Origin of the sequence: Actinomadura sp. 21ATH (assembly GCF_041951345.1) — a bacterium.
In the GTDB taxonomy this organism is placed as follows: Bacteria; Actinomycetota; Actinomycetes; order Streptosporangiales; family Streptosporangiaceae; genus Spirillospora.
This window is the reverse complement of the sequence record NZ_JBGNUR010000009.1, coordinates 22555-47438: the sequence shown is the minus strand read 5'-3', so window position 1 is coordinate 47438 and position 24884 is coordinate 22555. Positions and strand designations below refer to the sequence as shown.

19 protein-coding genes are annotated in these 24884 nt (G+C 76.3%); 1 reads left to right on the top strand and 18 read right to left on the bottom strand.

Annotated features, from left to right (window positions below; translation table 11 throughout):
• Positions 1 to 16: 16 nt before the first annotated feature.
• From ACA361_RS24990 to ACA361_RS24915, 16 genes are all read right to left on the bottom strand, one after another.
• Positions 17 to 2149: a glycosyltransferase gene (locus tag ACA361_RS24990; protein WP_375015591.1), complete on the bottom strand. Its 2133-nt coding sequence runs from the start codon at positions 2147 to 2149 to the stop codon at positions 17 to 19.
• Between the two features lie 3 nt (positions 2150 to 2152).
• Entirely contained in the window at positions 2153 to 4948 is a 2796-nt protein-coding gene (locus ACA361_RS24985) for a DUF6519 domain-containing protein (protein WP_375015589.1), read from the bottom strand.
• A 9-nt stretch (positions 4949 to 4957) separates the two neighbouring features.
• Complete coding sequence (locus ACA361_RS24980; RefSeq protein ID WP_375015587.1) at positions 4958 to 8371, bottom strand: phage tail protein; 3414 nt, start codon at positions 8369 to 8371, stop codon at positions 4958 to 4960.
• The gene (locus tag ACA361_RS24975; protein ID WP_375015585.1) at positions 8368 to 10878 is read right to left on the bottom strand and encodes a putative baseplate assembly protein; all 2511 of its coding nucleotides are present in this window, start codon (positions 10876 to 10878) and stop codon (positions 8368 to 8370) included. Before ACA361_RS24975 ends, ACA361_RS24980 begins: the two co-directional genes overlap by 4 nt.
• Positions 10875 to 13265: a hypothetical protein gene (locus ACA361_RS24970; protein ID WP_375015583.1), complete on the bottom strand. Its 2391-nt coding sequence runs from the start codon at positions 13263 to 13265 to the stop codon at positions 10875 to 10877. The genes ACA361_RS24975 and ACA361_RS24970 overlap by 4 nt, the downstream gene beginning before the upstream one ends.
• Positions 13262 to 13627, bottom strand: a complete 366-nt coding sequence (locus tag ACA361_RS24965; RefSeq protein WP_375015580.1) for a GPW/gp25 family protein — start codon at positions 13625 to 13627, stop codon at positions 13262 to 13264. The genes ACA361_RS24970 and ACA361_RS24965 overlap by 4 nt, the downstream gene beginning before the upstream one ends.
• Positions 13627 to 14103, bottom strand: coding sequence for a hypothetical protein (locus ACA361_RS24960; RefSeq protein WP_375015578.1), 477 nt, complete (start codon positions 14101 to 14103; stop codon positions 13627 to 13629). Before ACA361_RS24960 ends, ACA361_RS24965 begins: the two co-directional genes overlap by 1 nt.
• 26 nt (positions 14104 to 14129) lie before the next feature.
• The gene (locus tag ACA361_RS24955) at positions 14130 to 14843 is read right to left on the bottom strand and encodes a phage baseplate assembly protein V (protein WP_375015575.1); all 714 of its coding nucleotides are present in this window, start codon (positions 14841 to 14843) and stop codon (positions 14130 to 14132) included.
• Complete coding sequence (locus tag ACA361_RS24950; protein ID WP_375015573.1) at positions 14840 to 15985, bottom strand: hypothetical protein; 1146 nt, start codon at positions 15983 to 15985, stop codon at positions 14840 to 14842. The genes ACA361_RS24955 and ACA361_RS24950 overlap by 4 nt, the downstream gene beginning before the upstream one ends.
• A 6-nt stretch (positions 15986 to 15991) precedes the next feature.
• Positions 15992 to 16303: a hypothetical protein gene (locus ACA361_RS24945; RefSeq protein WP_375015571.1), complete on the bottom strand. Its 312-nt coding sequence runs from the start codon at positions 16301 to 16303 to the stop codon at positions 15992 to 15994.
• Positions 16300 to 16974, bottom strand: coding sequence for a hypothetical protein (locus ACA361_RS24940; protein ID WP_375015569.1), 675 nt, complete (start codon positions 16972 to 16974; stop codon positions 16300 to 16302). The genes ACA361_RS24945 and ACA361_RS24940 overlap by 4 nt, the downstream gene beginning before the upstream one ends.
• Positions 16964 to 17278, bottom strand: a complete 315-nt coding sequence (locus ACA361_RS24935) for a hypothetical protein (RefSeq protein WP_375015567.1) — start codon at positions 17276 to 17278, stop codon at positions 16964 to 16966. Before ACA361_RS24935 ends, ACA361_RS24940 begins: the two co-directional genes overlap by 11 nt.
• Positions 17275 to 19413 carry an ATP-binding protein gene (locus ACA361_RS24930; protein ID WP_375015565.1) on the bottom strand — a complete coding sequence of 713 codons (2139 nt, stop codon included), beginning with the start codon at positions 19411 to 19413 and terminating at the stop codon, positions 17275 to 17277. Before ACA361_RS24930 ends, ACA361_RS24935 begins: the two co-directional genes overlap by 4 nt.
• Entirely contained in the window at positions 19410 to 20579 is a 1170-nt protein-coding gene (locus tag ACA361_RS24925; RefSeq protein WP_375015563.1) for a Pvc16 family protein, read from the bottom strand. The genes ACA361_RS24930 and ACA361_RS24925 overlap by 4 nt, the downstream gene beginning before the upstream one ends.
• A gap of 3 nt (positions 20580 to 20582) precedes the next feature.
• Complete coding sequence (locus ACA361_RS24920) at positions 20583 to 20810, bottom strand: hypothetical protein (RefSeq protein ID WP_375015561.1); 228 nt, start codon at positions 20808 to 20810, stop codon at positions 20583 to 20585.
• Positions 20811 to 21963: 1153 nt separating this feature from the next.
• Positions 21964 to 22152 carry a hypothetical protein gene (locus ACA361_RS24915; protein WP_375015559.1) on the bottom strand — a complete coding sequence of 63 codons (189 nt, stop codon included), beginning with the start codon at positions 22150 to 22152 and terminating at the stop codon, positions 21964 to 21966.
• Positions 22153 to 22204: 52 nt separating this feature from the next.
• On the opposite strand from ACA361_RS24915, the gene ACA361_RS24910 reads away from it, so the two are divergent.
• The gene (locus ACA361_RS24910) at positions 22205 to 22882 is read left to right on the top strand and encodes a hypothetical protein (protein ID WP_375015558.1); all 678 of its coding nucleotides are present in this window, start codon (positions 22205 to 22207) and stop codon (positions 22880 to 22882) included.
• 33 nt (positions 22883 to 22915) lie between these two features.
• On the opposite strand, the gene ACA361_RS24905 is transcribed toward ACA361_RS24910, so the two are convergent.
• Both ACA361_RS24905 and ACA361_RS24900 read right to left on the bottom strand, forming a co-directional pair.
• Entirely contained in the window at positions 22916 to 23416 is a 501-nt protein-coding gene (locus ACA361_RS24905) for a phage tail protein (RefSeq protein WP_375015557.1), read from the bottom strand.
• Between the two features lie 10 nt (positions 23417 to 23426).
• Positions 23427 to 24776, bottom strand: coding sequence for a phage tail sheath family protein (locus tag ACA361_RS24900; RefSeq protein WP_375015555.1), 1350 nt, complete (start codon positions 24774 to 24776; stop codon positions 23427 to 23429).
• Between the last annotated feature and the right edge of the window lie 108 nt (positions 24777 to 24884).

Sequence of the window (24884 nt, the reverse complement as noted above, 5' to 3'; positions counted from 1 at the left end):
GCGAAGCGGTGAGGGTTCAGCCGTGCAGGTCCCGGTAGAAGGCGAGGTCGTCGGCGGGCAGGAACTCCGGTGGCGGCATCTCGGTCCAGCCCGACGGTCCGCGCCGGCCGTCGTAGTAGAGCCGCCACGAGTTCGCCTGATGCCGCACGCAGATGTACATGCCGTCGTTGACGATCGGGGCGACCCGGCCGCCCCGCTCCAGGACGGCGCGCAGCAGCGCGACCTCCTCGCCGATGGAGCGGTCCGGATAGCCGCCGGTGCTGCGCCAGGCGGACCGCGTGAACGCCAGCGTGCCGGCGACGATCGAGGCGTGCAGGTCGCCCTCGTGCAGCGGGGGTCCGCCTTTGAAGAACCGGAAGGTCGGCACGTCCATGAGGTAGCCCTTGAGGATCCCCGCGATGTCGGCCGTCCCGGCGGCGAGCGGGGCCACCTGGCGGCTGAGCCGGGTGGCGCCGTACCAGTCGTCGTCGTCCCACTGCACCAGGACGTCGCCGTCCGCCGCCTCGCAGGCGAGCTGGCGCTTGCGCCCGATCGTGGCCCGCCCGTCGAGCCGCATGTAGCGGATCGAGGAGTCGTCCCGCGGGACGAGGTCCGCCACGGCGTCCTCGCCGTCGTCGAGGATGACGAGCTCGCGGTTCGCGTAGTCCTGCCGGGCGAAGTAGCGGATGGCCCGGGCGACGAACCCGCGGCGGTTGTAGGTGGGCATGAGGCACGACACCGCCGGCAGCCAGCGGGCCGGCGCCGACGCCGTCATCACCGCGGTCGCGTAGGTCCCGAGCTCGCTGCCGAGCAGCGCGGCGACGTCCGCCGGCGCGGCGGGCTCGGCGCCGTCCGCGGAAACCGGTCCCACCCGGACGGCGATGTCGCCGCGTTCACCGCGAAGCGCGGCGGTGCCGAACTGGTCCCACGCGTGCCGGCGGGCGCAGAGGCTGACGTCCTCGAGCGTGGCCAGGTCGCGGAGGGTGCGGACCTGCCGGTTCCGCGGGTCGTACCCCAGCACGGACGGCGCGACGACCCGCTGCGCGCTGGCCGCCAGCAGCTCGGTCACCTGCTGCCTGAGCCGGTCGGGCGCGTACCAGGTGGCGGCGTCCCAGGTGGCCACGATCGGCCCCGCGGCCTCCTGCAGCGCGTACCCGGCCCATTCCGCGGACTCGTGCGGCGGCAGGACGACCGTGCGGACCCGCTCGTCGCCGGCCAGCGCCTCCGCGGCGGCGCCGAACGACGGCGCCAGCACGAGAAGCTCGCGCTGGGGCCAGCACTGCCGGCCGAAGTGCCTGACCGCCAGGGCCAGCAGCTCCGGCTGGTCGGGCGCGCGCAGCACGCAGCTGACCAGCGGGGGATCGTCGACGATCGTGATCCGCGGCTTCGCCTCGACGGCCGGGACGCCGCGCGGGGCGGCGGTATCGGCCCGGGCCTCGAGGCGGGCGAGCACGGGCTCGACGAACGCGCCGACGCGCCGCGGGTCCATGGCCGGGCCATGGCCGGTCTCATGCCAGGTGAGCGCGTCGTCGAGGAGCGCCTCGTCCCGCACGCGGCCGCGGGCCCAACCGGCGCCGGCCGACCGGTCGCACAACCGGCCGGTGTCGAGGTAGTGCAGGGTGCGGCACGCGTTGAGCACCCGGTACCAGCCGGCCGGGCCGGACATCCGCAGGTCGACCCGCATCGCGTCGACGACCCATGACGGGTCGACGTCGGCGAACAGGGTGCCCGGCGGCGGGCCCGTGAGGGCGATCGCGTGCTGTCGGCACATCGCGAACAGCAGGACCAGCCGGGCGTCCCCGGGCCGGTCCGGTCCGCCGACCAGCTCGCTGTCGATCGCCGTCAGCGCCCATCCGACGTACCGCGGGTCGGGCCGGGGCCGGCGGGCCTCGGCCCGCGGGAGTACCCACAGATCCAGCCCCTTGACCGACCGGGGCCGACGCACCGCGGTCGCCTCGGCGAGCAGGTCGCGGCCGCGGTCGGGCCCGACGAAGTCCCGCAGGACCACCGCGAGGTCGACATCGCTGCGGCCGGGCACGAAGCGGCCGGTCGCGCCGGACCCGTAGAGGTAGGTCCCGACGACGTCGTCGGGGGCGGCAGACGCGACCGCGGCCGCCACCGCCCGGGCGTACCGGGCGGCGGCGTCGTCCAGTGCGCCGAGCGGCTCCATCGGCTACTGCACCTCCCTCTCGACGATGAAATGGGACACGAACTCGGACGGCTCGCCGATCCCCGCGCCGTCCAGTGCCCTGCCCTCCGCGTCGAGCACGGGATCGTCGCCGGTGCCTACGAGTTGCAGCGTGAACACCATCGGGCTGCTGTGGGCGCCCGGTTCGGGCTGCAGCAGAGCGGGATCGTCGGGTGCGAAGCTCACTCGAGAGACCAGGTGCGGGTCGGGCTCGAAGGGGTAGGGCCGGATCGTGCCCGGCACCGGCTCGCCGACGCCGTCCTCCTCCTCCCGCCGCATGTAGAGCCCCATGGATAGCGGGGTCAGCGTGTCGAACCGCACCGCCCCGCTGAACGTCACCAGGACGGCGCCCAGCCGGGCGGCCCCGGTGATCCTCTCGGCGTCGGCCGGGAACACCGACTCGACCCGTACCAGGGCGGGCGGACCGTCGATGAAGAACCAGCTGTGGAAGTCCCTGCCGGGGCCGCCGCCGCCGGACGGCAGCCGCAGGTCGACGTAGGTCTCGTAGCCGTCGTCACGGACCGTCCCGGCCGCCGCGCCGTCCAGCGGGCGGGTCCCGCCGCGGTCGAGGATCACGTCGGCGGCGAGCCGGACCCGGCACCGGACACCGCCGCCGAGCGAGGCCACCCACTCGCCGACCTGCTGCGGGCTCACGCCCGTCGGCGTGAACGTCCAGGTGCGGCCGGTGGCGCTCACCGCGCCGTCCACGATGAGCGGGTACGTGACCTGCTCGTTCTCCCAATGCGGGACTTCCAGGGTCACGACGAAGGACGATGTGCTCGCGGTCCCCGGATGCATCTCCTCGGAGAACTCCACCCGCAGGCCCTCGGTGAACTGCGACATCGGCAGCGGGCGGTCGTTGCGCCAGTTCAGCTCGGTCACGGTCGGCCAGGTGAGCGCCGGCGGCAGCCGCTCGTAGAGCTCCTCCAAGGCCTCCTGCACGGTATCGCCGCGACCGCCGACCCGGTCGCCGTCGAAGCCGACGCCGTCGGCGTTGAGGCCGCACAGCCGGTCGAACCGCTCGTCGAGCCAGGCGACGAGCTCCCACGGGCGTTCCGGGCGGGTGCCCGGACCCGGCGGCTCCGGTGCCCGCAGCAGGGCCAGCGGGACGAAGCGGCGGGCCGGTCCGTGCGGGCGGCGCCGCCAGGGTTCCGGCGACGCGGTGCCGGCGCGGGCCTGGTACTGCCAGTAGTCGCCCGGGCGATAGGTGCCGCCGCTGGGCAGGGTGACGGTGACGCCGTCCTCGAGCACGTACGGGCCGCCCGTCGGCGTGCCGCCGCCGGCGAGCTCCCGCGGGTCGAGCACGCCGTGCCAGCGGCGCAGCTTGAGCCGGGCGCGGGCCGGGACGCCGTACCGGCCGTCGAGCGCCACCGGCACGCTGGCGTCCCGGGCCTCGGCGAGCCGGAAGCGCAGGGTGTCGCCGTCCTGGACCGGTACCTCGACGAGCTGGCCGAGCTGGCCGACCGCCCGCCGGGCCGGCACGAACGCGGCGGGCGTCACCTTCGCGTGGACGTCGTCGCCGAGGTCGATGACGCCGCTCAGCACCTCGACGAGGTCCCCGGCGGCGAGCGGGGTCGCGGCGTCGAGCACCAGATCGCCGCCGGACGACAGGGTGGCCGGGAACAGCTCGCCGCCGTTGTCCCGTGACCACTTGAACCTGACCTGCGCCGGCGGCCCGCCGCGGTGCACCTCGATCCGGTAGAGCCGGTTGTCGTCGCCGGAGTAGCCGTCGGCCTCCGGCAGCGCGCACGGGTCCGTGGCCGCCCCGCCCCGCGGCACCGTCACCTCGAGCTCGCCACCGGACGGCTCGACCGCGCCGAACGCCTCCAGGATCGTCCCGGCCTGGCCGGGCACCGGGATCGAGGGGGACACCTCGGCGAGCTTCACCTGGCCGATGAGCTCGGTGCGCACGCAGGTGTCGGTCGGCCCGAGCGCGACCTCGCGGATGCCGGGGTCCTCGACCGGGGTGACGAGCCGCTCCCATACCTCCAGGTAGGCGACCGCGCGCTCGTTCGCCTCCGGTGCCCAGGTGAGTCCCTGCAGCGGCGGCGGCGCCGGGGAGCCGCCCTGCCAGTCGAACCCCTCGGCCGCCGGGAAGGTCACCTCGGGGAAGTCGCCGCCGCGGGTACGCACGACGAGGCCGTCGACCTGGTAGGTGCCGCCGGCGACCGCGAAGCCGCCGTTCGCCCCGAACGGCTGGGACCGCTCCAGCAGGAACAGCCACACCTCGCCGGAGGCCAGGCCCAGCTCGATGGAACCGTGCGCCGTGCCGGCCGCCGTGAACGTGACCGGCACCGGGCCGTCCGCCGCCGGCGAGACAGGCACGGAGACGCCGTTGACGGTGACCGTCACCGGCGCCTCCGCCCGCGCCCACAGCGTGAGGCGGACCTCGCCGGCCCCCTCGGTGAGCGGCTCGACGGCCGGGATCCGCACCCGGACCGGCCCGGACGGCGCCGCCAGGCGCAGCGCGGGATAGCGCTCGGCGAACCGGTGCCTGAAGTCGACCCGCGCGTCCGGGCCGCCCTCCAGCACCCGCATGTCCCGGCGGCCCCGGGCGAACACCGTGACGAGCCGGCCGGGGGTGACCAGATGGCCGAGGTCGGAGCTGCCGGCGCCGCAGCCGAGCGCCTCGGTCGAGGCCCTGATCTCGTGCAGGAGCGCGTCGGCCCCGGCCGCCATGTCGCTGTCGAGCACCGGGCGGCCCTGTTGGAGCAGGACCCGCCGGTAGCCGCGTCCGCGCGCCCGGTCCGGTTCGTGGCCCCGCGAGAAATCCCCGTACACGCCGCCTCCTCAGCCGATCCTTACGATGCCGGTCACCAGGCCGGCCGGGGTGAACTCCGCCAGACGCCGCCGGAAGCCCGCGAGGCGGGCGGTCAGCTTGGCCGACGCGAAGGCGCCCAGCTCACCGCCGTCCTCGGCGCCCGCGCTGATCGCGGGGTCGCAGTCCTCGCCCAGCCGCCACCAAGCCGGGTCGCGGCGGTCGCGCGAGACGATCCGCAGCGGGACGTCGAAGACGACCCGGTGCGTCCGCGGCAGCGTCGAGGCGCTCGTCGCGCGGCTGTACCGGACGCAGCCGTGGAACCGGTCCTGCACGGCGACGTCGCCGTCGAAGATCGTCGTGTCCGCGTCCAGCTCCCGGACCGCGACGGTGCCGCCGACCGACACCCGGGTGAGCCGGGCCCGGCCCGCCGGGACGTCGACCGCGAGTCCCCGCGCGGCGTCCACGACGCTGTCCTCGACGTCGAGCACGCCGGGCCCGGCGAGCCGCAGCCCGGCGGCCCGGCTGAGCCGCACGGTGACGGCGCCGCCGTCGCCGGGAGCCGTGCAGGCGATGGTGTTCTCGGCGTGCAGCACGGTCGTCAGCTCCAGCAGGAACTCGCGGCACGGCGGTACCCTCAGGCCGGTCCAGTCCGCGCCGCCGAGCGCGATCCCGCAGAGCGCGACCCGGTCGTACGCCACGGGCGCCTCCGGGTCGGCCCAGCCGGCGACCGGGTCGACGAGCACGGTCGGGCGCTGCCGCTCCGCCGCCTGCACGGTCAGCCGCAGGGACGAGGTCGCGTGCGCCACCGGGTCGGCCGGACCGCGCGGCCAGCGCGGGGCCTCGCCGCTGTAGGTGGCGTCGTCCTCGAACTGGACGACCTCCTCGTGCACGGCGCCGTGCCGGTCCCCGGTGAGGGCCGCCCAGGTGGCGGAGACGGCCTCCAGCGCCGCGGTGAGCGTGGGGTAGCGGGGGATGCCGTGCCAGTCCGGCGGGGCGTCGCGATGCAGCACGCCGCCGCCGCAGACGAGCCGGGTGGGCCGGGCGAGGCGGCGGTCGAGGACCGGCTCGCGGGCGGCGGGCAGGGCACCGAGATGCATCGTGGCGCCGTCCTCGAAACCGACCGTGATGGGCCCCGGGGCCGGCGGGCCGCCGGCCGGGCCCTGCGGCCACGGCCGCGGCGCCTCGGTGGCGTTCAGCGCGAACAGCCCGCGGGCGACATCGACGTCCAGGTGGCCGGGGGCGACCGGCGCGAGCAGCAGCGGCGGCGACGCCGCGGGGTCCTCGGCGTCCCAGCCGCACAGCACCCGCCGCCGTACCCGGCGCCGGCGCAGCGCGACCGGTCCCGCGATCGGCGCGATGTCGTGGAGGGACATCCGCTTCAGCACGGTCGACCCGCCCGCCCACGTGGATCCGTCCGCGCCGACCCGGACGGGCTCGGCCGCCTGGGTGTAGGCCGGGTCGGTGGGCCAGGGGTCCCCGGCCGCGATGGCTGCGGTGTCGAACTGCGGCAGGTGCACGAGCACGGTGCGGCCGTCGTCGGTCGTCCAGGCCACCTCGGCCGGCCAGGACGAGGCACCCGGCGAGGACGACTCGAACCGCACCGCGAGCGCGCTCCGGCCGGCCTCGTCGCGCGCCAGCCGGGCGATCTCTTCCGCCCGGGCCGCGATCCGGGCGGCGGGCAGGTCCAGGCCCGCGTCGTCCAGTGCCGTCCAGGTGGCGCCGGCCGGGTCGGGCCCGGTCCAGGCCAGGCGCTGGAACGGCCGGAATTCCGCGCCGCCGGGACGCTCCAGCCGCAGCGCGAAGGCCAGCGCGCACCGCGCGGACGCCGCGGCGTCGGTATAGCCGCCGGCCCGGCGGACCGCCCGGAGGCCGTGCAGCACCGCGGGGCCGCGCCCCGGCGCGGGGGCCCGGTTCAGCATGGCCGGCTCCGCGCGCGGGGGCGTCGGCGGCCACGCGGCCCCGGGCCCGGTCGCGGCGACCGCGGACGGCGCGAGACGGTACTCACCGTCCCGGACGGGATGGTCGATCGGCCCGCCGTCATCGGCGATCCGGTACAGGCTGCCGTCGAGGGCGATCGCCGCGTACCACTCGCCGTGCACCTGGACCGGCGGCACCCGCACATGCAGCGCCCCGGTGAGGAACCCCTCCTGGGCCAGGCCGGTGTCGGTGCTGGCGGTGCCCGCCGCGGCGCCGCCCCCCTCGATCGCCACGGTGGCGCCGGGGAAGAAGCGGCCGGCCCCGTCGGGCGTGGACAGCCGCAGCAGCACGACGCGGACACCGCCCGGGTCGGGGTCGGCGGTGCTGGCGGACTGCACGACGCCGGAGGCGTCGAGGTCGAGGAACGCCCGCTGGGCGAACGAGTTCGCCGGCGTCACGCGCCACGCCGCCGGGTCCGCCCGGTCCGCCGATACGGTCGACAGGCCCAGCTCCACCCGGAGCGGCCCGCGCCACCCGCGGGTCGGCCGGTCCAGCAGCGTCAGCGTCGCGGCGCCCTGCGCGAGGGCGCGCGCCGCCGGCCAGGTCGAGGCCGTCCGGTCCGCGCCGGGCACCGGGCCGGGCGGGACGGCCACGGCCGCCGCGACGCCGCACAGGTACACCGTGAACCCGCCGTCGGCACCGAACCAGCGGCCGGGGTCGGCGGCGAAGTGCCGCTCGGGGATCCGGTCGGTGAACGGGCGCCGGTCGCCGGTCGGGCGGCGCGCCCGGATCGCGTGCCGCGCGCCGAGCGGGTCGGCGGCGAACCGCGGCTCGCCGTTCGGCGCGGTCAGCTCCAGCGGGGTGGCCGCGGCGAGCGGGAAGGTCAGCGTCGGGAACAGCCAGTGCGCCACGTGCCGCGGGTGCCGCCGCCCGGTCCGCGCGCCGACCGCCCGGACGTCGGCGGTGTGCGCGAGCGCGTCGAGCGGTCCGGAGCTCCGCTCCGCGACGACCGCCGGGCGCACGTCCACGCTGATGCGCTCCGGCCGGAGCAGGTTGAGGTCCTGGGCGACCTGCACCCGCTTCCAGCCCTCCTGGAGGACCACGGCGTGCCCGGTCAGCTCGCCGGCCATCTCCTCCAGCGCCGCGGGCGTCCCCTTGCGCCGCCGCCAGCCCACCGTGCCGCGCACGTCACGGCGGTTCGAGGCCGCGTCCGGGAAGGCCAGCGCCGTACCGACCATCTGCGCGAGGTAGGGCACCATCGCGTCGTCGGCGGTGTCGACGAAGAGGTCGGCGTGCAGCTCCTGCACGCTCTGCCGCACGGCCGCCAGCGGCGCGGCCAGCACCGCGAGCATGCGCAGCAGCTCGCCGCGCCCCTGCGGCGGCAGGTCCGGCACCTGGTACATCGCCGGGAGCGCGCGGAAGAGCCGGGACGCGAGGTCCGCGGCGACGTCCGGGTCGTACGGGTGGTCGGCCAGCGCCTCGGCGAGCAGGCCGGCGGGGAAGGGCAGGTCGGGACCGTTCGTCACCGTGGCCTCCCGGTGATGGTGACGGCGAGGTTGCGCGGCAGCAGCCGCAGCCAGCCTTCGGGGGCCGGCCGGACCGCGTCGGCCGCCCCCGTGCGGCCGAGCGTCGCGAATCGGCTCACCTGGGCCGCGACGACGCCCGGCAGGGCGTCGAGCAGAGCGTGCACCTCGCTGATGAAGCCGGGCGCGCCGAGCTGCTGCGCGGGGAACGAGAAGCGGCCGGTGAGGGCCGCGCGGACGGCCGCGGTGACCGCCTCGGGAAGCCACTCGGGCGCCGCCTCGACGTGGACGGCGATGGCCAGGTCGTGCGGCCGCGGGCCGCGCAGGGTCAGCCGGACCCCGGTGTCCCGGCGGGCGTCGAGGAACGCCCGCACCGCGGGCATCGGGTTCGGCGGGTCGCCCTGCGCGGTCGCGACGACGAGGACGGCGCCGAGCCGCTGGTCCCATCGGGCGGCGGCGCGCGCGATGCCGGGCATCGTCAGGGCGAGGTCGGCGAGGTCGGCCACCGAGACCGCGCGGTCGAACGTGCGGATCCGGCGGGTGGCCTGCGCGCGCACGTCGTCCGGCGCGGCCGGCTCGGTACCGCCGGTCACCGGCGTCAGGTTGACGACGTGGTCGAGCAGCGGGTGCGCGCGCTTGATCCGGCCGAGCCGGCCGGCGGCCACGTTGCCGGCGACGCCGCGGCCCACGCGGTAGGTCGCCTCGATGCCCGCTCCCGCGGGCGGGACGGCGCCGGTGCGCCCGTCGCCGAACACGACCGTGGTCACCCCCTCCGCGTCGCTGCCGACGCGGTAGTGCCGGTCGTCCGGGCCGCTGCCGGCGAAGTCGGGGACCGCCGTCCAGCGCACCCCGGCGACCCGGACCTCCAGCTGGGGCAGCGCTCCCGCGGCGCCGGGCAGGTGGGTCAGTGGAGACTCCCGCAGCGCCGTCCGCTGGAACGGGGTGACCCCGTCGGAGTCCGCCAGCCGCTCGCGCACCGTGCGCCCGTGCGAGACGGGCGCGACGTTGCCGTGCACCACGAGCCGGTCGAGCGTCCACGGCCGCGAAGGCTCGGGGGTGAGCGGGTCCCACTCGACCCTGGTCGTGCCGCCGGCCTCGTCGAGCTCCACCCGCCGCAGCCGGACGACCTGGGCGTCCCCGGTCAGCGGGTCGCCGAAGACCACCAGGCGGCCGGGGGTGAGCGCGCCGAGCAGCCCGGGAAGCACCAGCGGCCGGGTGAGGGGTTCGGGGTTGGGGACGGCGACCGCGAGCGGTGCCCGCACCTGCCAGCCGGTCAGCCACGTCGTCTCCAGCGGCTGCGCGGCCCGGGCGAGGAGGCGTCCCCCCTGTTCGGCGAGGCGGAGGACGGTGACGGTGTCCGACACGTGCCCGGTCGACGGGACGAACCGCCTGGTCTCCGCGGGACCGACGCTGGTGACGAAGCCGCCGTCCCTGGGCGTGACCGTCACGACCTGGGGTGTGACGTCGACCTGCTCGAACCGGTTGAGGACGACGGTCGCCAGGCCCTCGTCGGCGACCCGGAACACCGTGCGCCCGGCACCGGTGGACCGCAGCACCCAGTCCGCGCCGAGCGGCCGCCGGAGCCGGTCGGCGAGGTAGACGTCATCGTCGCGGTAGGCCGCCTGGTCGGTGCGCGAGACGGTGAACCACCAGCGCGGCTCGGTGGTGCCCTCGACATCGGTGGAGGTGCGGACGGCGTTCGGCGGGTAGAAAACCGGATCGGCACCCGCGCCGAAGGAGCGGGTGCGGACCGACGGCCGGGCGGCGACCAGCGGACCGGTCTTCGCGGCGCCGCCGGTCCCGGTGCCGCCGGGCACGGCGATCGGGGCGGTGATGCCCTGGCGGAACCGGACGACGGTCTGCCCGCCCGCGTCCGGGACCTCCTCGGCCGCGTCGACGACGAGCCCCTGCCACGACGGTCCGATGAGCACGACCTCGTCGCCCGCCTCCAGCCCGAGCCCCACGCCCGACAGCCGGAGGGACGTGTCGCCGGCGGCGACCCGCTGCGGCCGGGTCGCGTGCACCGGCCGCACCGCGTCGAGCGCGGAGTCGACCGGGACGTCCTCGCCGGTCTCGTAGTCCTGCGCCCGCTCCTGGCCGGCCGGCACGCTGGCCAGCGGCTGGCCCGCCGCGACCGTGCCGCTGACCCCGGGCTTGGTGAACAGCACGACGTACCCGGACGCCGCGAGGCCGGGGTCCGGCTCGCCGCCGAGCCGGTGCGCGTGCCGGACCAGGCTGGACGGCGCCTGGGCGGTGCCGATGAACGCCTCACGGGCGAACCGCCGCTGGTACACCGCCAGCACGTGGCCGACCAGCGCGGACAGCTGCATGAACGTGTCCGCGACATCGAGGCCCTGGTCGGTGCCGCGGCCGAGTGCGCGCACGGCGACGCGGCGCTGCAGGTCGAGCAGGTCCGCGTACTCCAGCGGCAGGTAGTCGAGGCGGTCCCCGGCGCCGGTCCGCGATCCTCCGGGGGACCTGGCCGGGTGCGGGCGGGGCGGGCGGCTCATCGGTTCCCTCCCGGCGGCGGCCCGGCGTCCACGACGAGCGGCTCGGCGTCGGCGTCCAGGCCGAGGACGAGCACCTCGAGGGTGCCGTGCTCGGGGAAGTCGGGGTCGGCGTCCAGCCGGGCCACCGCGCCCCGCCCCAGCGTGACGACGTCCCGGACGGCGGGCCCGGAGGCGTCGCCGAGCGGCCGGAAGCGCAGCGCCTTGACGGCCCGTGCCCCGGGGATCCCATGGACGAAGGCGATGAGGTCGCCGAGCCGGACGGCGTCGCCGAAGCTCAGGCGGTCGGGGTGGAACCAGCCGGGCCGGTCGCCCCCGCCGGGCCGCAGCTCCGCCAGCACCCGTCCCCGTACGGCGTCCGGTGGGGTGCCGGGCGCGGCGCACACCTCCAGCGACACCTCCAGCGGCACGTAGTGCGCCGCCCGAACGACGTGCTCGCGGCCGGCCATCCGCATCCGGTCCAGCCGCTCGTCGACCGCCGCGCACAACGTGTCGCCGAGGTCCGCCGATCCCTGCGGATCGACGAGCACGGTCACGGTGTCGAACGGGCCGCCGGCCCTGCGCGCGGTCGCCCGGCCCACCCCGGGCACCTGCGTCGCCACCCGCGCGTAGTCGTCGAGCGCGACCGCCCGCTGCAGGTCACCGTGGTGCAGAGCGGCGGGGACGTCCTGCCGGATGCGGTCCAGTGACGCCGGCGGCCGCGAGCCGAGCCCGGGAGTCACGTTCAGGACGTGGACATCGCCGAGCGCGTGCAGGGTGATCTCCTCGTCGGTCCCGGTCTCCGGCGGCACGATCCGGGTCAGGGTGCCGAGGCCCACGTCGCCGGTCCCCGGAGCGGCGATCCGGTAGGCGACGTCGAGCTGCGCCGCCGGCACGCCCGGCGCGTCGAGCGCGACCTCGTGCCCGTTGACGCCGTCCCCGAAACCGAGCCAGACCGCGCCGTCCTCATCGGTCTGCGCGGTGAAGTGCAGGTCGTACGAGCGCGACGCGTGCAGATGCTCGACCTGGGTCCAGGGCCGTCCCGACACGGTGACCTGGACGGCGGGCGCGGTTCCCCGCCCGTCCGGCAGGTCGTCGTGGGCCACCGGCCACTCCGGGACCCGGAGCGAGCGCAGCTGGAGCGAGCCGGTACCGCTGCGCACGGTCACCGCCGAGCCGTCGTCGAAGGCGAGCGCCACCGGCCCGGCCGGCGGGCCCCCGGCCGCGCTGGTCGCCTTCCGGGGCAGCCCGGCGCGGGCGTCGACGAGGTTGGCGTACAGGCGCAGCGGCGGCGCGGCCCACGGCGCCAGCGGCCGGGCGAGGGGCTCGGCCCAGCTGATCCGGGTCACCGGGGTCGGCGGGTCGGCCGCCGGGTCGAAGCCGTCCGCGGGGTCGGCGACCCAGCCCGGCTCGGCGAAGCGCTCGGCGGGCCGGTCGACGGTGACCAGCTGCCAGAACGCGCCTTGCACGAGGGCGAGCCGGTCGCCGGCCGCCAGGTGCGCGTCGTGGCCGAGCACGAGCACGCTGCGCGCGCCCGCGGGCAGCAGTGCGTCGCCGGCGCCGGGGAAGGCGGCGACGACGAGCCGGCCGGCGGCGTGCTCGGCCGCCACCGCGGTGCGCTCGACCACCGTGAACGCGACCGGTACCTCGTCCGGGCCGGTGGGCATCCGGACCGTGAGCCCGGCCGGGACGAAGCCGGACACCGCCGGGTCCACGGCGAGCACGGTGCTCGCGGCGCGCCCGTCGTCCAGCCGCTGCCCCAGCAGCGCGGCGTGCTGGCGCAGAGAGAAGCGCTGGGTGGACGTGTCGATGAACGCCTCGGCGGCGACCCTGTCCTGGTAGTAGCTCGTCAGGTCGCCGACCCAGGCCAGCGATTCCAGGAGCATGCGCTCGAAGGTGGCGGGGGAGAGGTCGGTGACGTCCGGGTCGTGCACCCGTACCCAGTCCGTGAGCAGGGCGACGAAGCCGTTGTAGTCCTTGGTGAGCAGATCCACCGCAGGCGGCAGCGCGGGCCGCGCGGCGGCCCGCGCGTCGTCCGGCCGGCAGTCGCCGCAGGGGCAGTCGACGGTGAAACGGAACGCCGCCGTGGCGTGGAAGGGGTGCAGCGGTGCGCCGCCGCCGTCGGTGAGGGTGAGGGTGTACGGCGAGTGGTCGCCCCAGCCGTCGAACTCGACCCGCACTTCGCGCGGTGCCACGGCCGGGTCGAGGCGCACGCGGTGGGCGGGCGGCGGCAGCCGCCGGCCACCGCCGACGCGCACCTGGTCGGCCCGCAGCGACCCGACCGCCTGGTTGAGATGGGCCACCAGGACGACGGGCGGGGCGGCGCCCGGCTCGACCGTGATCGACAGGTAGCGGATGCCCTGCCACGGTGTGCCGTCGAGGTGGCCGCCGTCCCACGTCAGGGCGGTCACAGCGCGATCTCCAGGGTGCGCGCCGAGCGGTCGGCCCGGCGGATGTAGCCGATCGTCACGACGAGCTCGCCGTCCTGCGGGCCGGCCTGCACGTCGACCGAGCCCACCTCCGCCTCGGCGCCGAGCTCGCGCCGGATGCCCTCGGCGATGCGGAACTCGACGGCGGCCGCGGTGAGCTCGTCGAGCCGCTCGAAGACCATCCGGTTCAGGCCCACCCCGAACCGGGGGTTGTTCACCCGCTCTCCGGGGGCGGTGAACAGCACGGCGAGCACCTTGTCGCGCAGATGCCGGTCGGCGTCGTCGACGACCGCGATCGCGCCGCGCTCGTCGCGCAGCTTGAACGGCTGATGGACGAACGCCATCACGTCACCGGGACCGGGGGTGAGACCACGGGCGGGAACACCACGACCGCCGTCAGCGCCAGCGCCCACGTGGCCTGGGCGATCCGGTCGGCGCGGCTCGCGGTGCCGGCGCCGAGGTCGGCGAACACGGCCGTGAGCAGGGCCTGGGCGGCGGCCGTCCCGGCCGGCGGCGAGGCGGCACCGGGGCCGAAGACCTGGCCGGACATGTAGGCGGTCAGCGCGGTCGCGAGGAGCGCGCCGGCCGCGGGCGCCTGCCCGGCGCCGAAAGCGGCCGCGGCGGCCGCGGCGAGTTGGGGGCGGCGGGCCGCCGCGGTCGAGCACGGATGGGGCCCGGCGACCGCGGCGGCGAACCAGCCGCTCACCGCGCCGGCGAAGGCGTCCCCGGACTCCCGCGGGCCGCCCGGGTAGGGCCCGCCGGCGCCGGGCAGCCAGCCGTCGCGCAGGCCGCTCGACAAGGCCGAGGGATTCAGGACCATGGTCGTCACCGTCCTTTTCGCTCCTATCACTCCGTCGTGACCTTGGCCGACAGCTGGCCGGACGACATCGGCTGAGCCGGCGGGCCGGACGGGCCGACACCGGTCGGATGGGTGTGGGCGTTGAAGAACCGCGCGAAGGTGTCGCCGAGCACGACCTTCTCCGCCGCCGCCGACCCCAGCCTGATCTTCTCGGCGGTGACCACGACCGTGCCGTCCCGCTCGAAGCGCACCGACGTCTTCTCGTTGGCGTTCCTGAGCAGCACCACCTCGCCGTCGTCGTCGAAGGTCAGCTCGTGACCGCCCGCGGTGCGCACCACCCAGCGGGCCGGCGAGGGGTCGCGGCCATCGGCCCGCGGCGTCTCGGCCCCGCTCCGCGTGCCCAGGTCGTCGGCCCCGCCGGTACTGCTCGGCGCGCCGTAGAAGCACCCGCTCCAGATCGGCTGGGACACGTCCCCGGCGGCGAACTCCACCCACACCGTCGCCCCGGTCCCGGGAAGGAAGAGCAGGCCGCTGTCCTTGGCGCCACCCGCCGGCAGGCACGGCAGCGCCCAGCCGGTGTCGACGTCCTCGCCGAGGACCGCCGGGACCTTCGCCCTGATGCGGCCGATCTTCAGCGGGTCGTCGGTGTCGGTGACGACGCCGTGGTACTTGCCGTAGAACCGGGCGAGCGGCCAGTCACCTTCCTGGGCGCGGCTGGCCGCCGGGTCATGGGCCGCGCCGCCGGGACCGTACGGGCTCACGTGGCGGGCACCTCCTCGGCGGACCGGCCGAAGGGTTCCTGCCCGCTCTGCCCGGTGGCGTTGCGCAGCGCCACGAACGTCTGCAGAAGCCGCCCCTCTTCCATCGTGGTGCGCACCGCCTGCACGTAGTAGACGCCGGAGAAGCGCCGCCCGACACCGCGGACCAGCACCGGCCGGCGCGCGCGCAGCAGCCCGCGGTAGAGCGCGGGGTCGAGCTCGGCCCGCAGCTCGACGAGGAACCGCGCGTCGTCGGTCGCGGCCGTCGCGGCCGCGCCGAGCGCCTCGTCGAGAGGCGGCGGCGCGGCGAGGACGGCGGTCGCCGCGCCCGCACCGGCCGCGGTGAGCCCGGACGACACGGCGCCGGCGGCGTCCTGCCCGCCCATGACCTCGCGGGCCGGGTCCCCGGCGGCGCGGACCACGCGCTTGGCGAGCGGGTCGATGGCGGCACCGGCCACGGTGACCGGCCCGGTGGCCAGGAACTGGACGTCGGCCCAGGTGAGGCAGGCGTCCTCTTGGAGGAGCGTGACGTCCGGCTGGGGCGCGCCACCGACGTCCGGCGCCGTGAAGTGGCCGACGAGGCGGCGGGAGTCCTGGTCGTACTCCAGCCAGAAGCGCATCCCGTTGCGGCGGGCCAGGAACTGCAGGAACCGCCAGTCGGTCGCGCGCTGGGTCAGCCGTTGCCGGTCGTCGTCGTGCTGTACCGGGGTCTCGTCGGCCCGTACGGTGATCCGGTAACCGGACAGGATCTGGCCGACGACATCGCTGTCCCTGGCGTTCGGCCAGGCGGCGACCCGTTCCTGCGCGTCGAGGACGACGGCGGCGTCCATCGCCAGGATCTCCAGGTACGCGTTCTCCGCGGCGCTCTCGAAGTGCGGGCGCAGATGGGTACAGAACCCGTCGAAGACGCGCCGCAGCAGCCCGCCCGGCGGCTCGATCTCCAAGGCGATCGCGGCGCCGGGCTCGAAGAGCGCGTCGTCGAGCGGGCCGAACTCGCCGTCCGCCCGCTGCACGAGCGAGAACCGCAGCGCCAGGACGCTCGGGTCGCAGTCGCTCTCGCGCACCTCGGCGCGCGTGAGCCGCGCCAGGACCGTCGGCGGCAGGGCGGTCCCGGCGACGAGGACGTTGATCCGCGGCGATGGCATGGCCGGCTACTTGTCCGGAGGGACGCGGACCGGGCGGCCCGGCACGAGCACGTCGAAGGGGTCGAGGTCGGTGGCGGCGTCGCAGATCCGCCAGAACCTCGTCGGGTCGCGGTAGTAGCGGAACGCGAGCAGGTCCAGGCGGTCGGCGTCGGTGACGACGACGCTGAGCACGCTCGCCGTGCCCGCGGCCGCGCGCAGGTCGAGGACCTGCTCGGTGCCGCCCCGCCCGTCGTCCGCGGTGAGCACCGCGGTGCCGGTGTACCGGCTGCGCCGGTCGATCACGCGGTTCTCCTTTCCTTCGTTTCGGTCGTCGGTCACAGCGGCAGGATGTTCGAGCCCTGCGCCGCCGTGTTGTCGTAGTACATGCGGGCCAGTTCACGGCGCCGCGCGCCGAGGTCGTCCAGCGCCGAGCGCACCGCGAGGTCGGCCTGCGCCTCGGCCTCGCCGAGCACCTCCAGCGAGGCCTCCAGCTCGGCGCGCACCGGATGCAGCTCGGTATTGAAGACCGACTCCTCGATCTTCAGGGCGGTGATCCGCACGGGCAGCACCCGCTTGCGGCCCCAGACGAGCAGCACGGTGGGCCGGGGGCTGGCGGCGCGCACCGCCTCGGTGCCGTCGGAACTGGCGTCCGCGTCGGTCTGGGCGGGGTACATGAGGTCCTCGACGGCCGCGATGTCCGGTGCTATGCCGTACTGCTCATCGAGGTTCGTCAGCGCCGGGTCGCGGTCGGCGAAGTCGAGCCGGATCTGCACGGTGAAGCTGTGCTTGACCGCCGCCGCGGCGGCGTCCGCGGGCGCCTCTCCGGAGGCCGGCGGCGTCGCGCCGCGGCCGCTCTCGACCCCGGCCGGGCGCTGCCCGCCCTCGGCGGCGACCGTGCGGGACAGGCTCTCCGGGTTGACGCGGAAGGGGATCACCCGGCGCCGGTCGGGGTACCCGCCCGGCTCGTAGGCGATGAACGCCGCCCGCACGTAGTTCAGTTCAACGGCCATGCGGGCCTCCCCGAAGTCCGTCCAGCAGCCCGCGGTAGAGCGCGTCGGCGAGCCGGTCGGCGGCACCGGGACCGGCCGGCCAGCCGGGATCGACCGGCCCGAGGTCCAGCAGGTCCAGGACCAGGGACGGTGCGCGGTCCGCGAGCCCGAGCGGAGCCTGGCCGAGGCGCCCGGCGAGCAGGGCCAGCGCCGTGCGGACCGTCTCCTCGACCTGTTCGGCGCGCTGGTCGCGGCCGATCTCGACGGCGATCCGGTCGATGCGCAGCGCGACGTCAGGCGGCCGGGCGCCGGGAAGGGCGTTCATCCGGGGCCTCCCTTCCGGGGGCCGGCCGGTGCGGACTCCTCGGTGTGCGTGCCGACGAGCCGGCCGAACGCGGCGTCGTCGGCGGGACGTCCGACCTTGAGCAGCTCGCGCTGGGTCGCCCGGGCCAGGTGCGCCAGGGTGATCCGGCCGGACGGCGTCGCGGCCGCCAGGTGCGCCGCCGCGAGGCCGATGTTGTGGATCGCGCCGCCGCTCAGCTGGAACCGGTCGGCGAGCACGTCGAGCCGCAGATCGCCCTCGCGCCACCGCCGCCCGGGCAGCGACCGCTCCCAGAGCCGGCGCCGCAGGTCCCGGTCGGGCGCGGGGAAGTGCAGGATGAACCGCAGCCGGCGGACGAACGCGGCGTCCATGTTCCCCTGCAGGTTCGTCGTGAGGATCGCGATGCCGTCGTAGGCCTCCAGCCGCTGCAGCAGGTAGCCGACCTCGATGTTGGCGTACCGGTCGTGGGCGTCCTTGACCTCGGACCGGCGCCCGAACAGGGCGTCCGCCTCGTCGAAGAGAAGCAGCCCGTGCCCGGCCTCGACCTCGTCGAAGATCTGCGCGAGCGCCTTCTCGGTCTCGCCGATGTACTTGGACACGACCTGGCTGAGATCGATCCGGTACAGGTTCAGCCCGAGTTCGCCGGCGAGGCAGCGCGCCGCGAACGTCTTGCCCGTACCGGACTTGCCGGAGAACAGGCAGGTGAGCCCGGTACCGACGGGGTCGCCGGCGCCGAGCGCCATGTCCCAGCGGACCCGCCGGCCGCCGCGCTGCCAGCCGATGATCTCCCGGATCTGGACGGCCAGCGGCTCGGAGACGACGAGGTCGGCGAGCCGGGCGTCGCTCGTCACGACGCTCACATAGCGCCCCATCCGCCGGGCGCCCTGGGCCCGGACCCGTTGCGCGAGCAGGCCGAGGCGGCCGTCGGCCGGCGGGCCCTCGCGGGGCGCCCCGTCGTCCGCCGGCGATGGGGGCGGCGCGGGAGAGGCGCCGTCCAGCAGGTCGGCGACCTCCCGGACGGCCGCCAGCGCCTCGTCGATCCCGACCCGGAACCGCGCCGCCATGGCCTCCGCCTGCGGCTCGGGCAGCACGGCCGACCAGATCCGCCGGGCCGCGGGATGATCCACGGCCGGTGCGTCCACGACGGGGAGATCGGCGACGTCCGCGCTCTCGTCCACGAGGACGACCAGGCCGGGCGTCGCTCGCGCGCACCGGCGCAGCGTGTCCAGGACACCGGGATGCACGACGTCCGGCGGGTGCAGGTCGATCGCGACGAGGGCGCCTCCCGAGCGGGCCGCGGCGCGGGCCAGCCGGGCGGCGCCGGGGAGCTGGACCGGCTGTTCGGGCCGCCGGGCGACCGTCACCAGCGCGGCGGCGCGGGCGCGATCGCCGGCCAGATCGCATGCCAGCTGGCGGCGGCCGCGCCGCGAGCCGCCGCGCAGGACGAGCAGCCCGCGCCGCTCGAGCAGCCGCTGCGCCGGCCGCACGACCTCCGCGCCGAAGCCGGTGACCGGCTGTGCCGGAACGACGACGGCCTCGAAGCCCTCCAGGCCGAGGCCCTCGGGCCCGAGCCGGCCGGGGCCGGCCCGGCCGGCCTCCCGCGGGTCCGCGCCGGCGGCCGCGCCCGGGTCGTCCTCGCCGGTGAGCGCCTCGAGTTCGGCGGCGGTGAGCCGCAGCGGCTGCTGGCTGTGCGGTACCCCGGCCGGCGTCTCCTGCGCCTCGACGAGCTCCAGCCCGCGGGCGCGGCCGCCGCCGAGTGCCGCCGCGAGCGCCTGCCGGTACGGTGTCCCGCGGATCCCGCGCAGCAACCTCGCGAGGACCGTCGGAGTGGGCAGCTGCTGGCGGGCGTCCTCGGTGAGCAGGCTGACCGCCGCGGCCGCCTCCGGGTACAGCTCGGCCGCGGCGCAGAGCATGACGAGCCAGTACGCGGGCGCGGGCAGGCCCAGGTCCTCCATGAGCCGCCGCCGGATCGGGTCGGGCGCCCGCTCGTGCGCCTCCAGCCGGCGGCCGAGTTCCGCCCGCGCCTGGGGCTGGGCGCTCCAGCCGGCGTCCGCGGCCGGCACCTGGCCGGCCGGTTCGGCGAGGTGGCAGGCGGCGGCGAGCAGGGCCGCCTCGCGCATGAGGTCGATGCCGCTCATCGCCTCAGCTCCAGCACGATGTACGGCGTGTAGGTCCGGTCGGCGAGGCGGCCCGCGAGCCGCCATGTCGAGATCGGGCCGTGGAGCAGGTCGAGGCCACCGGCCACGCGCACGGTGAGGTTCGCGTCGTCTCCGGGGTCGAAGGCCAGGGTGCGCAGTTCGCTGGGGGCGGCGACGCCGCGGTCCGGCCACGCCAGCACCTCCTGGATCCAGCCGAGCCCGCCGCCGGTCAGGGGCAGGGCCGTGGCCGGGTCGTGCACCGGCTCGGCCGGAGCATCGAGGCCGGCGGTGCCGTCGGCGAGCAGCAGCGAGCCGGTCCGGCCGGCCAGCCCGGCCGCGGCGACGGTCAGCCGGTGCGTTCCCGGCCCGAGGTCGGCCGGCCCGCCGACGCCGAGGTCGAGTACCGCGGCGGCGGTCGCGGCCCCCGCCGGCCCGAGCGTGAGCGCGGGATCGCCCGCGACGATGTGCGTTCCGCCGACCCAGACCTCGCCGAGCCGGCTCGCGGACGCGACGTCCAGCCGGACCCGGCCCCGCGGGCGGCCGGGCCGCGGCGTCACCTGGACCAGCACGGGCCGCTGCCCGGCCCGTGCGCCCAGCACGATCCCGCCGGGGCGCACGGGCGGTCGAGGGACGGTGTCCGCGGCGCGCGAGACGAGCTGCACCGGGGCGACCTCGAAGAGCGCCCATGGCTGGAGCCGGCCGCTCATCGGCGTCCAGACCTTGTCGACCTGGTCGAGCGTGATCTGCGTCTGGCACACCGACAGCTCGCCCTCGCCGAGGTCGGTGAACACCCCGGGCGGCGACCCCGGGCCCTCCGACAGCGGCAGCCGCAGGACGGGCACGTCGTGGTAGAGCGTCATGATCTGGCCGAGGGCGTGGTACGCCGCGACCGGGTCTTCGGCGTCGGCCCCCGAGGTGGTCACGAGGTAGAAGCACGACAGGGACAGCGGCGGCGGGCGCAGGCCGCCGCCGGCCGGTTCGGCGGGATCATTGCGGTGCCCGGGCTGCGGCGTGGTGTAGAGCAGCGTGATCCGCGCGGCCGGCTCGGTGGTCGCGGTCACGTCGCGGGGCGCACCGGGCTGGACGTCCTGGACGCCGGTCTTCTCGCGGATGTGCTCCGCGAGCACCTGTGCCACATCGTGCAGGTTGTCGAACAGGGCGCCCACCGCTCACCGCCTCCCTTCGCGCAGCGGCAGGCCGGGGTCGATGGCGTGCGGCCGAGGCGGCGTGGAGCGGGGTGCGGGCGGCGGCGCGGCGGGCGCCGGCGTGGGCATCGAGATCCGCACCGTGCCGATCTCGATGCTCACGCGGGCCGGCGCCGGGGCCGCGGCGGCCGGTATGGGCGGCATGGCGGCGGCGAGCGGCGGCGCGGCCTGCTCGCGCGGCGCGGTCGGCATGGGGCGCGGAGCGTCCCGCCGGGCGGCCGGTTCCGGAGCCACCGGCGGTCGCGGCCGCCCCGGGCCCGCGTACGTCACGGTGGCCTGTGCCCGGTCCGCCGCGTGCCCGGCCGGCGCCACCCGGCGAGGATGCGCCCCATCGTGAGCGGCCGCGTCCCGGCCGCCCTGCCCTGGACGGTCCGTCCCGTCGGCGGACGGCGGCCTGATGGCCGGCGCTGCCCCGGGGACGGCGGGCCGTGCCGGGCCGCGCGGCTCCTGCCCCTCCGATGCTGTGGAGCGGACCGTGGAACGTGCGGCGACCATGGGTGCGATGCCGGCGGCCACCGGTGGTCCAACCCCGCGGTCCTTGGTGCCGAGCCCGGCCGTCCCCCGTGCGCCCGGTGGCGGTTCGGCCGCCAGGTCCAGTGGCCCGGCCGGCCTGGGGGCCGGCGTACCGGTCGCGTGCCCGTCCGGGCGCGGCACCGCCGCTGGGGCGACGGCCCCCGCCGGTCCGGCCGCGGCCGCCGCGAGGGGCGGACCGCTCAGACGCCCGGACGGACGAGCGCTCGGCTCTGTTCGCCTTGGCGGGACGCGCGTGCCGGTGGCCGGAGGCGCCGCGGCGGCATCCTCCGAGGTGACCCCCCGGGGGCCGGACGGCGCGCCCCCGGTGTCGGCGGATGCCTTGACGGGCGGTGTGGGCGGCCGTCCCACCGGCACGGCCGGGCCGCCCGGGGAACTCGCCGGAGGACTGGATCGCGGCGCGGGCACGAGCGGACCCGGGCCGCCGGAGCGGCTCCCAGTACCCGTACCGGGACGCCGGGCGGGCCAGGCCGCCGCCCCAGGACCTCGCCCGGCGAGCGCGATTCCCGGCCCTCCCCGCTCACCGGCGGGCCCTGCGGGAACGGGACGCAGCGGAGCGCGGCCGGCGGCCGCCGGCCGCCCGCCGGCGCGCACGCCGTCCGACCCCCCCTCGTGCCCGCGCGCGGATCGGCTGGGCCGCAGGGGAGGCGCTGTGAGACGGGCGAGTCCGGCCATCAGGTGCCGTGCCGTCGGGTCGCTGGCGTGTCATACGGCCTGGTGCGTCCGGACCGTGCGGGCCTGGGCGGACGGACCGCCGCGGGCGCGGGCGGGCGCGCGGGCCTCGCCCGGCGCGCCGAGCGGTCCCGATCGCGCCTCATGGCGGATCCTCGAATCCGGTCCCGGTCAGGCCGGCGAGCAGCGCGGCGTCCGCGTCGGCCTCCAGCCGCAGCAGGTACGCCAGGCGCCGGCGCACCGGCAGATCCCAGATCCGCGGCTCGGGCCAGTGGTAGGCGAGGGCGATCCGATGCACGTCCTCCAGCAGCCGCGCCGCTCGCCCGATCATGTCGAAAAAAAAAGACCGCCACGTCGAACGGGGCCGTGAACGCGGTCCGGCAGTGCGTGCACGTCAACGCCATCTCCAGGTCGAGCACGGGGACGCGCGTCTCGATCGCCCGCTCGAGGGCGGCCCGCCGCCGGACCGGCAGCGCGCGGGCGGCGTCCGGCCCGAGCGGCTCGCCGCCGGGCGCGCGCACGCACCGTGCGAGCAGCCAGGTGCGCCGCTCGGCGGGGTCGGCGATGCCGGCGTCGAGCAGCTCCTCCTGGTCCGCGACCGTGGGAAGCCGCAGCTCCAAGGCGTCCCCGCCGGCCACCTCGACCCGCTCCCGCCGCGGCGGCACCGCGAAGCCGAGATCGAGCGCGTCGAGAGAGAAGGACGCCTGGTCGGCTCCACCGCAGAACGGGCACTCGACCCGCGCCTCGACGTCCGGCCCGAGCGACATCCGCCGCAGCCGCACCAGTTCGCGATCCCGTTCGGCGACGAGGAGTCCGCGCAGCCGGTCCCGGATCTCGTCGCCGGGATCATGACCCGGCGGGACGCAGCACCGGGCGAGCACCTCGTTGCAGACCCGGGCGGTGTTCGGCTCGTGCTGGTGGCGTTCGAGGTACTCCTCCTCCCAGCCCGTCAGCTCACGCAGCGGCAGCGCGACCGGCTCGGCGGGAGCGGGACGCGCGCCCTGGGGCGCGGCCGGCATGGCCGGCGGCGGCGTGCGAGCGGGCCCGCCGGTCGTCCGTAGCGGGCTGTCGACACGTTCGCGGGCGGCCATGGATCAGGTCTCGGCCGGCTCGGCCGGGCGGGCGGCGAGGGTGAAGCCCTCGTACTCGATCTTCAGCGTCGAGATCGCCACCGCGTTGGCGTTGGCGTCCATCTCGGGCAGCGCCTGGAACTCGCTCACCCAGGCGCGATGCAGGATGAACCCCATGACGGGCGTCGCCTGCATGTTGAGCACCTCGACGGTGACTTCCTTGCGGTAGTTCTTGAGCGACATCGCCGCATCGCCCCGCGGGTTGTTGACGAGGTCGGCCCATGCCATGAGCTGCGGGTCGTGGGTCACCCCCGCTTCGAAGGTCACCGGCTCGAACTTCGTGCGGCCGGGCATCTTGCGGATCACCGACGGTCCGCCGGCCTCGCGCCACTCGATCGTCTCGGTCGTCCGCTTGATCGCCGACATCTTCGACAACCCGGCGACGTACTCGTTGTCCCACCTCACGCGGAACTTGAAGTTCTTGTAAGGGTCGAGCCGGTGGGTGTTGACCGCGAACTGCGCCATGACGCCCCCTTCACCCTGTCGGTTGGGTCTTCTGGCTGAGTTGCACCACGACGAACTCCGCCGGCCGCAGCGGCGCGAACGCGACGAGGATGTTGACGATGCCCGCGGCCTGGTCGGTCGCCGTCGTGGTCTCGGAATCGACCTTCACCAGGTAGGCCTCCTCGCTGGTGCGCCCGGCGAACGCCCCGCGCCGGAACTGCGTCTCCATGAAGGCGCCGATCGACGCGCGCAGGCTCGACCACAGCGGCTCGTCGTTGGGCTCGAAGACCGCCCACTGGATGCCGTTGTAGATGCTCGTCCGCAGGAAGATCGCGGTGCGCCGCACCGGTACGTACCGCCATTCGCCGCCGGGCACCATCGTCCGGCTGCCCCACACGACCCGGCCGGCGCCGGGGACGGTGCGCAGGGCGTTGATCCCCACCGGGTTCAGCTCGTCGCTGTGCAGGTCGTTGAGCTCGTGCTCCAGCCCGACCGTCAGAGCGAGCGCGGCCTCCGTCCCGGCCGGTGCCTTCCACACGCCGCGCCGTCCGTCGGTCCGTGCGAACAACCCGGCGACGAACGGTGCCGGCGGCAGCGTGATCGTCGGGTCGGCGCCGACGCCGGCCACGTCTCCGGTGACGACGTGCGGCCAGTAGAGGGCCGCGAAGTCGCTCGCGCCGAGGCGGTTGAAGGCGGTGACGGTTCCCGTGGTCGCGAGCGCCGCCGTCGCCGCGCCGGTCTGCCGGGGGAGGTCGCCGACGAAGAACAGGTCGCGGCGCGCCCTGCCCTCGGCGTACGCGACGAACGCGTCGACATGGCTCGTGTAGCCGGTCGCCGACCCGCTCAGCAGGGCATCGCACGTCGCGACGAGGAGCGCGGCGTCGTCCACGCCCTCGAGCTGCTCGGCGAGCAGGGCGGAGTACCCGGCGGAGCCCATGACGTCCCCGCCGCCCGCGCCGCCGGTGAGGGGGATCGCGCCGTCGACGATGTCGCTCTCGCCCGGGTCGGCGGAGGGCGGTGAGCCGAGGAGGTCCGGCTCCGGTGCGGTGACGGGGCCGGCGGCGTCCCACCTGATGTACGCGCTGCGCCGCAGGACGTCGACCACGTAGTTCTCGTTCGAGGGGTCCGTCGAGAGCCTGTCCCACATCTCGACCAGGCGGCGTTCCCCGCCAGGTTTCGGGGAGTCGTACACGACGGCGATGCGGAACCGGGCGGTGTCCGTGCCGCTCGGCGCGAGGAAGGCGACGCTGAGAGAGTCGCCCCAGACGCCGGGCGAGCTCGCCTGGACGCTTCCCCGGGACGCCGCGGTGGCGGTCGCCGCGCCGTCCATGGCCCGGAGGATGTACGCGGTCGATCCGCCGTTCGCGTAGAAAGCGTCCATCGCATAAGCGGTGAGGACCCTGCTGTCCGGTACCGATGGACTGGCCCGGCGGGCACGGAAATAACCCCCGAAAAGCCGCTCATAGTCGGAACGGCTCGTGATTTTCGT